Source organism: Pseudomonas sp. Soil_N_39, from assembly GCF_057655955.1.
The window spans coordinates 249,866-263,254 of record NZ_JBDGLI010000001.1; the positions used below are offsets into that span (position 1 = coordinate 249,866).

Consider the following 13,389-nt stretch of genomic DNA (forward strand, 5'->3'; position numbering starts at 1 on the left):
GAGTGCGGAGCGCTCGCCATCAGTCTGTGTCGTTGCACAGAATTTGGGGTCGCTGCGCAACCCAGCGGGGATAAATCCCCTCGCCACAGGAAGGTTGTGCACAGTGAAACCGTGGAGGGAGCAGAATATGCATAACCCCTGCGCCGTCATCCCGGTCTACAACCACGAAACCGCCATCTCGGCCGTGGTCCAGGCGTTGCTCGCCAACGGCCTGCCCTGTGTGCTGGTGGATGACGCCAGCAGCCCGGCGTGTGCCGCTGTGCTGGAACGGCTGGCCGAGGGCGATCAGGTGCATCTGGTCAGGCTCGCCGTCAACCAAGGCAAGGGCGGCGCGGTGATGACCGGCTTGCGCGAAGCATCGCGGCTGGGTTTCAGCCACGCCTTGCAGGTGGACGCCGACGGACAGCACGATTTGGGCGACGTGAAGACCTTCATCGAGCAATCCCGTGCCCACCCGGACGCAGTGATCTGTGGGTATCCGCACTACGACGCCAGCGTGCCGAAAGGTCGCTTGTACGCACGCTACCTGACCCACGTCATGGTCTGGATCAACAGCCTGTCCCTGCAAATCCGCGACTCGATGTGCGGCTTTCGGGTCTATCCCCTGGCACCGGTCCTGGCACTGATCGACTCGGCCAACATCGGCAAGCGCATGGATTTCGACTCGGACATCCTGGTGCGCCTGGCCTGGCGCAATCAGCCAATGCGCTGGCTGCACACCCGGGTCCATTACCCTCAAGACGGGGTTTCGCACTTTCGCCTGTTCCACGACAACGTGCTGATTTCCAGCATGCACACCCGGCTGTTCTTCGGCATGCTCGTGCGTTTCCCCCTGATTCTCTGGCGACGGTGGCGGACATGAGCCTGCAGGCAGACAAGCAACATTGGGCCGACCGCCAGGAGCGCGGCAGTTTCTGGCTGATGAAACTCACCGCGGTCGCCGCCAAGGTCCTCGGCCGGCGCCTGCTGACCCCGGTGCTGTACGGCATCGTCCTGTACTTTTTCATTTTCGGCCGCAGCGCGCGCCAGGCCGCCTGGCAATACCAGCAACGCCTGGCCGACTGGAGCGCACGCCCCGAACTGCGCCCGACCCGCTGGCGGGTGTTCGGGCAGTTCATGGCGTTCGCCGATTCCCTGCTGGACAAGCTCGACGTCTGGAACGGTAAGCTGAGCATCGACCAGATCGAAATCGTCGACCCGGCGCTGCTGCGCAATCACCTGCGCGATGCCCGTGGACAAATGCTGGTGGGCGCGCACCTGGGCAACCTGGAGATGTGCCGGGCACTGGCCGAACTGGGCGAGAAAGTCACCATGAACGTGCTGGTGCACACCAAGCACGCCGAGCAGTTCAACCGTTTGCTGGGCGAGGCCGGTGCCACACACTTGCGACTGATCCAGGTCAGCGAGCTGAACCCGGTGATCATGTTGCAACTGAGCGAGCGCCTGGAGCGCGGCGAGTGGCTGGCGATTGCCGGCGACCGCGTACCGCTGCACGGCGGACGCAGCGTGACCGTGGACTTCATGGACCACCCGGCGGCATTTCCGCAAGGCCCCTGGCTGCTGGCCGGCCTGCTCAAATGCCCGGTCAACCTGCTGATGTGCCTCAAGCACGAGGGGCGCTATCGCGTCACCCTCGAACCTTTCGCCGATGCCGTGGCGTGGAAACGCAACGAGCGCGAGCAAGTGATCGCCCACTGGGCCGCCCGCTACGCCGAGCGCCTGGCGCAGTATTGCCTCCAGGGGCCCCAACAGTGGTTCAACTTTTACCCTTTCTGGAAGACCGATGACGATGCCCACTCTTGAGCCGGTAACCTTCGGCGAACGCCCCTTGCGCATTGAAGATGTGCTGGCCCTGGCCAACCGCCAGGCACCGACGCAATTGCAGGACGACCCGGCGTTCCGCCAACGCATTGCCAAGGGTGCGCAATTCCTCGATTCCCTGCTGGACAAGGAAGGCGTGATCTATGGCGTGACCACCGGCTATGGCGACTCCTGTGTGGTAGCCGTGCCGCTGCACCACGTCGAGGCCCTGCCGCGCCACCTGTACACGTTCCACGGCTGCGGCCTGGGCAAGCTGCTGGACACCCAGGCCACCCGTGCGGTGCTGGCGGCGCGTTTGCAGTCGCTGTGCCACGGTGTGTCGGGGGTGCGGGTAGAACTGCTGGAACGCCTACAGGCCTTTCTCGAACACGACATCCTGCCGCTGATTCCGGAAGAAGGTTCGGTGGGCGCCAGCGGCGACCTGACGCCGCTGTCCTACGTCGCCGCCACGCTGTCCGGTGAACGAGACGTCATGTTCCGTGGCGAGCGGCGCCTGGCCGCCGACGTACACCGGGAACTGGGCTGGACGCCGCTGGTGCTGCGGCCCAAGGAAGCTCTGGCGCTGATGAACGGCACCGCCGTGATGACCGGCCTGGCCTGCCTGGCTTTTGCCCGCGCCGACTACCTGCTGCAACTGGCGACCCGCATCACCGCGCTGAACGTCGTCGCCCTGCAAGGCAACCCGGAACACTTCGACGAACGCCTGTTCGCCGCCAAGCCACACCCGGGGCAGATGCAAGTCGCCGCGTGGCTGCGCAAGGACCTGGCGATCGACGCACCGACCGCGCCGCTGCATCGTCTGCAGGATCGCTATTCCCTGCGCTGCGCGCCCCACGTGCTCGGCGTACTGGCGGACAGCCTGAACTGGCTGCGTTCGTTCATCGAAACCGAACTCAACAGTGCCAACGACAACCCGATCATCGACGCCGAAGCCGAGCGCGTGCTCCACGGCGGGCATTTCTACGGCGGGCATATCGCCTTCGCCATGGACAGCCTGAAGAACCTGGTGGCCAACGTCGCCGACTTGCTGGATCGCCAGCTCGCGCTGCTGGTGGACGCGCGCTACAACCATGGCCTGCCCAGCAACCTGTCCGGCGCCAGCGCCGAGCGGGCGATGCTCAACCATGGCTTCAAGGCCGTGCAGATCGGCACCAGTGCCTGGACCGCCGAGGCTCTGAAAAACACCATGCCGGCCAGCGTGTTCTCGCGTTCCACCGAGTGCCACAACCAGGACAAGGTGAGCATGGGCACCATCGCCGCCCGGGACGCGATCCGCGTGCTGGAACTGACCGAACAAGTCGCCGCCGCCACCTTGCTGGCAGCCAACCAGGGCGTGTGGCTGCGCAGTCGCGCCGAAGACGCGCGACCGCTGCCGCCGGCCCTGGCCGCCATGCACCAGCAACTGGCCGAGGATTTCCCGCCTGTGATCGAAGACCGCGCCCTGGAAGGCGAACTGCGCCTGTGCCTGCAACGCATCGCCGAGCAACACTGGAGGCTGCATGCGTAGCCAAGGTGTTTTGCACGTCGACACGCAGATCGTGGTGCCGTTTTTCGACGTCGATTCGATGAACGTGGTCTGGCACGGCCACTACGTCAAATACCTGGAAGTGGCCCGCTGTGCGCTGCTCGACCTGATCGGCCACAACTACAACGACATGCTCGAATCCGGCCATGCGTGGCCGATCATCGACCTGCAACTTCGCTACGTGCGCAGCGCCGTGTTCGGCCAGGCCCTGACCGTGCGCGCGAGCCTGGTGGAGTGGGAAAACCGGCTGAAGATCAACTACCTGATCAGCGACGCAGCCACGGGCGATCGCTTGACCCGCGCCAGCTCGGTGCAAGTGGCGGTGGACGTCGCCAGCCGCGAAATGCTGCTGGCCTCGCCCCGGGTCTTTGTCGAAGCCGTTGAAAGGAAACTGCCATGAAGCGCCTGGCTATCTGGTTGTTGCTGTGCTGCCTGGCGCCTGTGGCCCAGGCATTCGACTTGCAACAACTGAGCGACCAACTGGCCCGCCCGGAAGTAATCCACGGACAGTTCATCCAGGAAAAACACCTGCGCGCCCTGCCCCAGCCCCTCACCAGCAAGGGCCGCTTCGTGTTGGCGAAAAACCACGGTCTGCTGTGGCTGCTGCAAACCCCGCTGCAACAGGACTACCGCATCACCGCCGAGGGTATCGCCCGGCGGGACGGCAATGCCTGGCAGATGCTGCCGAACAAGAGCGCCGGCGCCGAGCAGAACCGGCTGTTCCTGGCGGTTCTGCAGGGCGACAGCAGTGGCTTGCAACGGGATTTCGAGCTGAGCCTGTCGGGCGAACCACAACAGTGGAAACTCACCCTGACCCCGCGCTCGGTACTGCTCAAGCAGGTCTTCAACCAGATCAACATTGACGGCGGCGAACTGGTCCAGCGCATCGAACTGCTGGAGACCCAGGGCGACAGCACCGTGCTGCGCATGCAGGGCGCTACCGGCGCGCAACCGTTGAGCGAAGCGGAGCAACATGATTTTGCCGAGTGAACGGATGCTGCCCCGGCTGTTCCTGATCCTGCTGCTGGCGGTGTTGGCGCTCGCCGGTTGGCAATGGCGCAATGGCGCGCCGCTGTCGGCCAATCTCATGGAACTGGTGCCGGGGACGTCTCCCGATGCCTTGGAGATCACCGCCGAGCAGCGCATGCAGGAGCCGCTCAACCGCGAGGTGCTGGTGCTGGTCGGCCACACCGATCGCCAGCAAGCCATCACCCTGGCGCAAACCCTGGGCGAGCAATGGCAGGCCAGCGGCCTGTTCGACAAGGTGCAGTGGACGCTGCAGGCCGACTTGCCGGCGCTGCGCACGCAACTGCTCAACGGGCGGTTGGCGATGCTCTCGGCAGAGGACCGGGAGCAATTGATCGAACAGCCCCAGGCGTTCATCCAGCAACGGGTGCAGGCCCTGTTCGACCCGTTCAGCGGCTTCAGCCTGGTGCCGAACCAGGACGATTGGCTGGGCCTGACCGGGCGCATCCAGAACAGCCAGCCCCAACGCGGCGCGATAAAATTCGACATCGGTAGCGGGGCCTTGGTCGCCGATGCCGACGGTAAAAGCTGGGTGATGCTGCGGGCCCGTGCCCAGGGCAACGCCTTCGACATGAACCTGCCGCTGCAAGTGGCCGAACTGCTGCAACACAGCCGCGACCTGGCGAGCCAGGCTCAAGGGCAACTGCTGGCGGCCAGCGGCCTGCTGTACGCCGCCAGCGGCCAGCAACAGGCGTCGCGGGAAATCACCTGGGTCGGCGGTGGTGCGACGGTCGGCATCCTGCTGCTGTTGTTGCTGGCCTTCCGGCGCCTGCGCGTGTGGCTGGCGTTCGTGCCGGTGCTGGTGGGCATGCTGTTCGGCGCCGTGGCGTGCGTGGCCTTGTTCGGGCGCATGCATGTGATGACCCTGGTACTGGGTTCCAGCCTGATCGGCGTCGCGGTGGACTACCCCCTGCACTACCTGTCCAAGAGTTGGAGCCTCAAGCCTTGGCGCAGCTGGCCGGCCTTGCGCCTGACCCTACCGGGGCTGAGCCTGAGCCTGGCGACCACCTGCATCGGCTACTTGGCCCTGGCCTGGACACCGTTCCCGGCCCTGACCCAGATCGCGCTATTTTCCGCCGCCGGACTGGTTGGCGCCTACTTGACCGCGGTCTGCCTGTTGCCGGCGCTGCTCAAGGGTGCAGACCTGCGTCCAGCCCAATGGCCGCTGCGGCTGTGCGAATGCCTGCTTCAGACCCGCCAAGCATTGTTGGCGCGGGTGCCCACGCCGCTGCTGCTGGTGTTGTTGCTGAGTTTCTGCGCGGGCGGTCTCTGGCACCTGACCACGAAAAACGACATCCGCCAGTGGATCGGCACGCCCCAGCACCTCACCGACGAAGCCCGCGACATCGCGCGCATCACCGGCTTCCAGCCCACCAGTCAGTTCTTCCTGATCCGCGCCGACGATCAACCCCAACTGCTGGAGCGCCAGACCGCGCTCAACGAGCGATTGGATCAGTTGATCGCCCTGGACAAGCTCCAGGGCTACCTGTCGCTGAACCAACTGGTGAGCACGCCCGCCGACCAGCAGAAAGTACGCGAGGCCCTGGCCCGGTTGCCGGCCTTCTGGCAACCACTGCTGGACCTGGGCGTACCGGTCGCCGCGCTGCAAACAGAGCTGGCGCAATTGCAGGCCCTGCCGGTGGCAGACATCGATGCCGCGCTGGCCGGGCCCCTGGCCGAACCCTACCGCACGCTCTGGCTCGGCCCCACCGCCCAAGGCGTGGCCGCCATGATCAGCCTGCAAGGCTTGAACGATGCCGCGCTGCTGCGCGTGCAAGCCGTGGACCTGCCGGGTGTTCAACTGGTGGATCGCCTGGGCGACCTGAACCGGGTCTTCGCCGCCACGCAGGTCAGCGCCGCCGAGTTGAAACTGGCCTCCTGCGTGCTGATTGTGCTGGTGCTGATCTGGCCCTTCGGTGTCGGCGCGGCCTTGCGCATCGTCGCCCTGCCATTGTTGGCCGCGCTGTGCAGCCTGGCGAGCCTCGGCTGGCTGGGGCAGCCACTGACCTTGTTCAGCCTGTTCGGCCTGTTGCTGGTGACGGCCATCGGTGTCGATTACGCGATCCTGATGCGCGAACAGATCGGCGGTGCTGCCGTGAGTCTACTGGGCACCTTGCTGGCGGCGGTCACCACCTGGCTGTCGTTCGGCCTGCTGGCGTTGTCCAGCACACCGGCGGTGAGTAATTTCGGCCTGGCGGTGAGCCTGGGGCTGGCCTTCAGTTTCATGCTGGCGCCGTGGGCCGGGCGCCAGGAACACCCTATACCTGCTCAAGAAGACCAACGATGACCAAGGATATTCAAGGAACCCCAATGCCTGTCACTGAAACGGAATATCGCCAGGTCGTCATCATCGGTGCCGGCCCCTCCGGCGCCATCGCCGCTGCGCTGCTCAAGCGCAAGGGCCACGATGTGCTGGTCATCGAGCGCCAGCATTTCCCACGGTTCTCCATCGGTGAGAGCCTGTTGTCCCATTGCCTGGATTTCGTTGAAGAAGCCGGCATGCTCGACGCAGTGAATGCCGCCGGGTTCCAGCGCAAGAACGGCGCCGCGTTTGCCTGGGGCGAACGCTACAGCGCCTTCGATTTCGGCGATACCTTCAGCAACGGCAAGCCCACGACCTTCCAGGTGCAGCGCGCCGACTTCGACAAGTTGCTGGCCGACCAGGCCGCCCTGCAAGGCGTGGAGATCCGCTACGGCCAGGCGATTGCCAGTGCCGACTTCACCCTCGCCAAACCACGACTGGGCGTGCAGCGCGAAGACGGCAGCGAGTACTGCGTCCAAGCTGACTTCGTGCTTGATGCCAGCGGCTACGGTCGCGTCCTGCCGCGCTTGCTGGACCTGGAGGCGCCGTCGAACTTCCCGGTGCGCCAGGCCGTGTTCACGCACATCGAGGATCGCATCGATGCCCCGACGTTCGACCGGGAAAAGATTCTGATCACCACCCACCCGAGCAAACGCGACGTGTGGTTCTGGACCATTCCGTTCAGCGGCGGACGTTGCTCGGTGGGCGTGGTCGCGGCGGCGGAACATTTCGCCGGCCGCACCGACGACCTCGACGCCTGCCTGCGCGGTTTCATCGACGAAACCCCGAGCCTGGCCGGCGTGCTGCAGAACGCGGTGTGGGACACCCCGGCGCGGACCATCGGCGGCTACTCGGCCAACGTCAAGACCCTGCACGGCCCTGGCTTTGCCCTGTTGGGCAACGCCGCGGAATTTCTCGACCCGGTGTTTTCCTCCGGCGTGACCATTGCCATGCGCTCGGCGAGCATGGCCGCCGACGTGCTCCACCGCCAGTTGCAAGGTGAAAGCGTGGATTGGCAAAGCGAGTTTGCCGAACCGCTCAAGCGCGGCGTCGACACCTTCCGCTGCTATGTCGAGGGCTGGTACGCCGGCACCTTCCAGGACGTGATTTTCTACACCGAAGGTTCGGACGACATCCGACGCATGATCAGCTCGATCCTGGCTGGCTACGCCTGGGACCAGCGCAACCCGTTCGTCAGTGAACCCAAGCGGCGCCTGCGCATGCTCTCGGAGATCTGCGCGAGCCCGGCGCCGAGTCAGCAGCCATGAGCTACCTGAGCGACAACTACGTCGAAGAAACCCGCTTCGGCTTCTGGTTCCTGCGCAGCCACACCTGGCAGCATCACGTGTTGCGGGTGGCGATCAACGACCTGCGCAGCCTGTTCAGCAGCCCTCTGCCGGCCAACCCGGTGCTGCTGGATGCCGGCTGCGGCCAGGGCAAGTCGTTCCAGTACCTGCGCCAGGTGTTCGCGCCACACCGCCTGATCGGCGTGGATGCCGACCCCCACAGCCTCGACCTGAGCCGGGAGGAAGCCACGCGCCAAGGCATGGCCGTGGAACTGATCGGCAGCGACTGCGCGACCTTGGCGGTGCCCGACGCCAGCGTCGACCTGCTGTTCTGCCACCAGACGTTCCATCACCTGGTGGAGCAGGAAAAAGCCCTCGCCGAGTTCTACCGCGTGCTCAAGCCCGGCGGCTATTTGCTGTTCGCCGAATCCACCGAGGCCTACATCGATACCTGGGTGATCCGCTGGCTGTTCCGCCATCCCATGCACGTGCAGAAAAGTGCCGCGCAGTACCTGCAGATGATCCGCGCTCAAGGGTTCCAGTTCGAAGACCGCAACGTGTCCTACCCGTACCTGTGGTGGAGCCGTGCCAAGGATTTCGGCCTGCTGGAGCGCTTCGGCCTGCGTCGGCCCAAGCCCTTTGGCGAGCGTGAGGAAACCCTGGTCAACGTGGTGGCGCGCAAGCCTCACGAAGGGGCTGTCGGATGATCCGTGGCCTGCTGATCGCCTGTGTGTTGCTGCTCAGTGCCTGCGCCAGCCAGGCGCCGCTGCCCGCCCGCACGCCGACCCTGGCGTTGCCGATGCAATTGCACGTCGAGCGGACACTGGCCGGCCAACGCCAGGACTGGTTGCTGGTGATCCAGCGCGAAGACGCCGGCATCCGTTGGTCGATGATGGACCCGCTGGGCATTCCCGTGGCCCGCCAGCGCCTGGTCGACGGCCAGTGGCAGGCCGACGGTCTGCTGCCGCCCAATGCCGAAGCCCGGGAGTTGTTCGCCGCGCTGTTGTTCGCCCTGACCCCCGAAGGCGAGCTGTCCGGCAACTATCCGGCGGCCCGGAAACAGGCATCGCAACGGACCCTCGATAATCGTTGGCAGGTGCGCTACACGCAGCCGCTGGATTTTGAAATGAGCCTGCCCCAAGGCCCCCGCTACCGCATCACACCGTTGACCGAGAACGCCCCATGACCGCCTACCTGAATGCCCTCGGGGTGATCTGCGCCCTGGGCCGCGACAAGCACACCGTCGCACGCAACCTGTTTGCCGGCGACTGCTCGGGCGTGCGCAGCGAGGATGGCTGGGTGGCCGAACGGGCCTTGCCGGTCGCTGCGGTGTCGGGTGAGCTCGCGCCCATCCCGCCAGCCCTGGCGGCGCAACGCAGTCGCAATAATCAACTGCTGTTGGAAGCGGGGCTGCAGATTCGCGCCGAGATCGACCAAGCCATCCAAGCCTACGGTCACGCCCGCATCGGCATCGTCCTGGGCACCAGCACGTCGGGCATCGATGAGGCCAGCCAGGGCATTGCCCACTACTTGCGTGAGCAGCGCTTCCCCGACGGCTACGACTATCAGCAGCAGGAACTCAGCGCGCCGGCCAACTTTCTTTCCGACTGGCTCGGCCTCAGTGGCCCGTCCTACGTGATTTCCACCGCTTGCACCTCCAGCGCCCGGGCCTTGATGAGCGCCAGGCGCCTGTTGGACCTGGGCCTGTGCGATGCCGTGCTGTGCGGCGGCGTGGACAGCCTGTGCAAACTGACCCTCAACGGTTTTTCCGCGTTGGAAGCGGTGTCGAACGAACGCTGCAATCCGTTCTCGGTGAACCGCAGCGGCATCAACATTGGCGAAGCGGCGGTGCTGTTTCTCATGAGCAAGACGCCAGGCGAGGGAACACCGATTGCCTTGCTCGGCGACGGCGCCAGTTCCGATGCCCACCATATCTCGGCGCCCGAACCCAGCGGTCGCGGCGCGCGCCAGGCCATGGAAAAAGCCCTGCGCTGCGCCGGCCTCGACGCCCGCCAGATCGACTACCTGAACCTGCACGGCACCGCCACGCAACACAACGACGCCATGGAAAGCCAGGCCGTGGCCGGGCTGTTCCCGGCGGGTGTGCCCTGCTCCTCCACCAAGCCCATGACCGGTCATACCCTCGGCGCGGCCGGGGCGCTGGAGGCGGCGTTCTGCTGGCTGGCCCTGAGCGCGGAAAACCCTGCCCAGGCCCTGCCGCCGCACGTCTGGGACGGCCAGGCCGATCCTGCCCTGCCAGCACTGGACTGGGTCAGCGCCAACACCCGCCTGAACCCGGCCACCCCGCGCCGCCTGATGAGCAATTCATTTGCTTTCGGCGGCAATAACGTCAGCCTGATTATCGGAGACGCCCCATGATTGACTGGCCGCTCGCCGAACTGCTGCCCCATGCCGGCGACATGATCCTCATCGACCGGATCCTGTCGTTCGATGACGAACAGATCCATACCCACACCACCGTCAAGCCCGGTGGTTTGTTCAACCGCGACGACGGCGCGCTGCCGGCCTGGGTCGGCATCGAGCTGATGGCCCAAAGTGTCGCGGCGTTCGCTGGTTGCCACGCCCGCCGACGCGGCGATGCCGTGGAGCTGGGCTTTCTGCTCGGCACCCGCAAGTTCGAATGCAACGTCGACTGTTTTCCCGCCGGCACCGAGCTGAGCATCCATGGCGTGCGCTCCCTGGAAGACGACAACGGCATGGGCGTGTTCGAATGCCACATCCACGCCCCCGGCATCCATGCCACGGCCCGGCTCAATGTATTCCGTCCACCCCAGGCCGCTCATTACCTTCACGAACCGTCCGCAACAGGAAACCCGTCATGACTGAATCAGTACTGGTCACCGGCTCCAGCCGTGGCATCGGCCGCGCCATCGCCCTGCGCCTGGCCCAGGCCGGGCACGACATCGTGCTGCACTGCCGCAGCGGCCGTGCCGAGGCCGAAACAGTCCAGGCACAAATCCAGGCCCTGGGCCGCAACGCCCGGGTGCTGCAGTTCGACGTATCTGACCGCGCCGCCTGCAAGGCCATTCTCGAAGCCGATGTCGAAACCCACGGCGCCTATTACGGTGTGGTGCTCAATGCCGGCCTGACCCGCGATGGCGCCTTCCCGGCCCTGAGCGAGGACGACTGGGACGTGGTGATGCGCACCAACCTCGACGGTTTCTACAACGTGCTGCACCCGGTGATGATGCCGATGATCCGTCGTCGTGCCGCCGGGCGGATCGTCTGCATCACATCGGTTTCCGGGCTGATCGGCAATCGCGGCCAGGTCAACTACAGTGCTTCGAAGGCCGGTTTGATCGGCGCGGCCAAGGCGTTGGCAATCGAGCTGGGCAAGCGCAAGATCACCGTCAATTGCGTCGCGCCGGGGTTGATCGACACCGCCATGCTCGATGAAAACGTACCCGTGGAAGAACTGATGAAAATGATCCCCGCCCAGCGCATGGGCACCCCGGAAGAAGTGGCTGGTGCAGTGAACTTCCTGATGTCCGCCGAAGCCGGCTACATCACCCGGCAGGTCCTGGCCGTCAACGGAGGCTTGTGCTGATGAAGCGCGTTGTCGTCACTGGCATGGCCGGCATCACCTCCATAGGCAGCGACTGGGAGACCATCGCCGCCAACTTCGCCGCCAACCGCAGCGGCATCCGTCGCATGGATGAGTGGGACCGTTTCACCGAACTGAACACGCGCCTGGCCGGCCCCATCGACGACTTCCAGGTCCCGGCCCACTGGACCCGCAAGCAATTGCGCAGCATGGGCCGGGTCTCGCGCCTGGCGGTCGCGTCGGCGGAACAGGCCCTGGCCGACGCCGGCCTGCTGGGCGACGAATCGATCAAGGACGGGCGCATGGGCGTGTCCTGCGGTTCGTCCACCGGCAGCACCGATGAGATCAAGGCGTTCGGCAACATGTTGCTCAACAGCGTGGCAGAAGGCCTGAACGCCAACTCCTACGTACGCATGATGCCCCACACCACGGCGGCCAACATCAGCATCTTCTTCGGGCTGACCGGACGCCTGATCCCCACTTCCAGTGCCTGCACCAGCGGCAGCCACGGCATCGGCTATGCCTACGAGGCCATCAAGTTCGGGCGCCTGCCGTTGATGCTCGCCGGCGGGGCGGAAGAACTGTGCCCGACCGAAGCGATGGTCTTCGATGCGCTCTACGCCACCAGCTTGAAAAACGATGCGCCGCAAACCAGCCCACGCCCTTACGACAAAGGCCGCGATGGCCTGGTGATCGGCGAAGGCGCCGGCATGCTCGTGCTTGAAGAACTGGAACACGCCCTGGCCCGTGGCGCACGGATTCATGCCGAAATCGTCGGCTTCGGCAGCAACGCCGACGGCCAGCACGCCACCCGCCCTGAGCTGGTCACCATGCGTCGGGCCATGGAGCTGGCCCTGGAAGATGCCGGCCTCGAACCCTCGGCCATCGGCTACGTCAACGGCCACGGCACCGCCACCGAACAGGGTGACATTGCCGAAACCCTGGCCACCAGCAGCCTGTTTGGCGAGCACATGCCCATCAGCTCGCAGAAGAGTTTCCTCGGCCACACCCTGGGTGCCTGCGGGGCGTTGGAGTCCTGGTTCAGCATCGAAATGATGAACCGCGACCTCTACGTGCACACCTTCAACCTCGATGAGGTTGACCCCCAGTGCGGCCAGCTCGATTACCTGCGCAACGAATTCCGGCCGATGAGCCATGAATACGTGATGAACAACAATTTCGCCTTTGGTGGGGTCAACACCTCGCTGATCTTCCGCCGCTGGCACTGAATCGGATTCAAAACCCCGTTACCCCTCGTCAAGGAGACTCATGATGTCGTTGAAGAAAATCGCCGTGACCGCCGCGCTGTTGCTCAGCACCCTGCCAAGCCTCAGCCAGGCCCGTGATACCGCGCTGTTCCTGCCGTTTGACAAGGTTGTCGCCGAAGCCATCCGCACCGGCAAGATCGACGGCAGCGTGAAATTCTACCTGGCCGGCAACAAACCGGCGGGCAACGTCACCGTGGTCAGCCCCGGCGCCGTGACCAACAAGAAAACCAATGCCTTCAACAAGTCCGATGAAGTGGCCTGCGAATGGGTGCTGCAATCAGCCCTGATCAGCCTGCACCAGGCCGCCAAGAACGCCGGCGCCAACGCTGTCACCAATATCGTCAGCTTCTACAAGAGCAACGAACGCAAAGACCCCACCACCTACGAATGCCACGCGGGCGCGATCATGGCTGGCGTTGCGTTGAAGGGGGATTTGGCGAAGGTGCAATAAAAAGCGCGCCTTTTGAAGTCCCCGCTCAGGTGTAGGAGCTGTGTAGGAGCTGACGAGTGCAACGAGGCTGCGATCTTTCCCCTGACACTTGAGTCCCAAAAGATCGCAGCCTTCGGCAGCTCCTACAGTGTCCGATAGCGGTGGG

The 13,389-nt window shown here is 65.0% G+C and carries 14 protein-coding genes; all 14 read left to right on the plus strand.

Annotation, left to right across the window (positions count from 1 at the left end; translation table 11 throughout):
* Positions 1–127: 127 nt before the first annotated feature.
* Genes AC3A5O_RS01010 through AC3A5O_RS01075 form a run of 14 tightly spaced genes read left to right on the plus strand, consistent with a single transcriptional unit; the run spans position 128 to position 13,244 of the window.
* Complete coding sequence (locus AC3A5O_RS01010) at positions 128–862, plus strand: glycosyltransferase family 2 protein (RefSeq protein ID WP_305491583.1); 735 nt, start codon at positions 128–130, stop codon at positions 860–862.
* The gene (locus AC3A5O_RS01015) at positions 859–1,803 is read left to right on the plus strand and encodes a lysophospholipid acyltransferase family protein (protein WP_487752757.1); all 945 of its coding nucleotides are present in this window, start codon (positions 859–861) and stop codon (positions 1,801–1,803) included. Before AC3A5O_RS01010 ends, AC3A5O_RS01015 begins: the two co-directional genes overlap by 4 nt.
* A complete protein-coding gene (locus tag AC3A5O_RS01020; protein WP_487752758.1) occupies positions 1,784–3,328 on the plus strand; it encodes an HAL/PAL/TAL family ammonia-lyase in 1,545 nt (514 codons plus the stop codon). The genes AC3A5O_RS01015 and AC3A5O_RS01020 overlap by 20 nt, the downstream gene beginning before the upstream one ends.
* Positions 3,321–3,746, plus strand: coding sequence for an acyl-CoA thioesterase (locus AC3A5O_RS01025; RefSeq protein WP_122565338.1), 426 nt, complete (start codon positions 3,321–3,323; stop codon positions 3,744–3,746). Before AC3A5O_RS01020 ends, AC3A5O_RS01025 begins: the two co-directional genes overlap by 8 nt.
* Positions 3,743–4,336, plus strand: a complete 594-nt coding sequence (locus AC3A5O_RS01030) for an outer membrane lipoprotein carrier protein LolA (protein WP_460080596.1) — start codon at positions 3,743–3,745, stop codon at positions 4,334–4,336. Before AC3A5O_RS01025 ends, AC3A5O_RS01030 begins: the two co-directional genes overlap by 4 nt.
* Complete coding sequence (locus AC3A5O_RS01035; RefSeq protein ID WP_122565336.1) at positions 4,320–6,659, plus strand: MMPL family transporter; 2,340 nt, start codon at positions 4,320–4,322, stop codon at positions 6,657–6,659. The genes AC3A5O_RS01030 and AC3A5O_RS01035 overlap by 17 nt, the downstream gene beginning before the upstream one ends.
* A 23-nt stretch (positions 6,660–6,682) precedes the next feature.
* A complete protein-coding gene (locus AC3A5O_RS01040) occupies positions 6,683–7,942 on the plus strand; it encodes an NAD(P)/FAD-dependent oxidoreductase (RefSeq protein WP_122565335.1) in 1,260 nt (419 codons plus the stop codon).
* Positions 7,939–8,667: a class I SAM-dependent methyltransferase gene (locus tag AC3A5O_RS01045; protein ID WP_305469385.1), complete on the plus strand. Its 729-nt coding sequence runs from the start codon at positions 7,939–7,941 to the stop codon at positions 8,665–8,667. The genes AC3A5O_RS01040 and AC3A5O_RS01045 overlap by 4 nt, the downstream gene beginning before the upstream one ends.
* Positions 8,664–9,146 (plus strand): DUF3261 domain-containing protein, encoded by a 483-nt coding sequence (locus AC3A5O_RS01050; RefSeq protein WP_122565333.1) that lies wholly within the window; start codon positions 8,664–8,666, stop codon positions 9,144–9,146. The genes AC3A5O_RS01045 and AC3A5O_RS01050 overlap by 4 nt, the downstream gene beginning before the upstream one ends.
* Complete coding sequence (locus AC3A5O_RS01055; RefSeq protein WP_354338192.1) at positions 9,143–10,339, plus strand: beta-ketoacyl-[acyl-carrier-protein] synthase family protein; 1,197 nt, start codon at positions 9,143–9,145, stop codon at positions 10,337–10,339. The genes AC3A5O_RS01050 and AC3A5O_RS01055 overlap by 4 nt, the downstream gene beginning before the upstream one ends.
* Positions 10,336–10,803 carry a hotdog family protein gene (locus AC3A5O_RS01060; protein WP_487752759.1) on the plus strand — a complete coding sequence of 156 codons (468 nt, stop codon included), beginning with the start codon at positions 10,336–10,338 and terminating at the stop codon, positions 10,801–10,803. The genes AC3A5O_RS01055 and AC3A5O_RS01060 overlap by 4 nt, the downstream gene beginning before the upstream one ends.
* Entirely contained in the window at positions 10,800–11,528 is a 729-nt protein-coding gene (gene fabG, locus AC3A5O_RS01065; protein ID WP_122565330.1) for a 3-oxoacyl-ACP reductase FabG, read from the plus strand. The genes AC3A5O_RS01060 and fabG overlap by 4 nt, the downstream gene beginning before the upstream one ends.
* Positions 11,528–12,754, plus strand: a complete 1,227-nt coding sequence (locus AC3A5O_RS01070; RefSeq protein WP_122565329.1) for a beta-ketoacyl-ACP synthase — start codon at positions 11,528–11,530, stop codon at positions 12,752–12,754. The genes fabG and AC3A5O_RS01070 overlap by 1 nt, the downstream gene beginning before the upstream one ends.
* 43 nt (positions 12,755–12,797) lie before the next feature.
* Positions 12,798–13,244, plus strand: coding sequence for a hypothetical protein (locus AC3A5O_RS01075; protein WP_003197008.1), 447 nt, complete (start codon positions 12,798–12,800; stop codon positions 13,242–13,244).
* Positions 13,245–13,389: the final 145 nt, after the last annotated feature.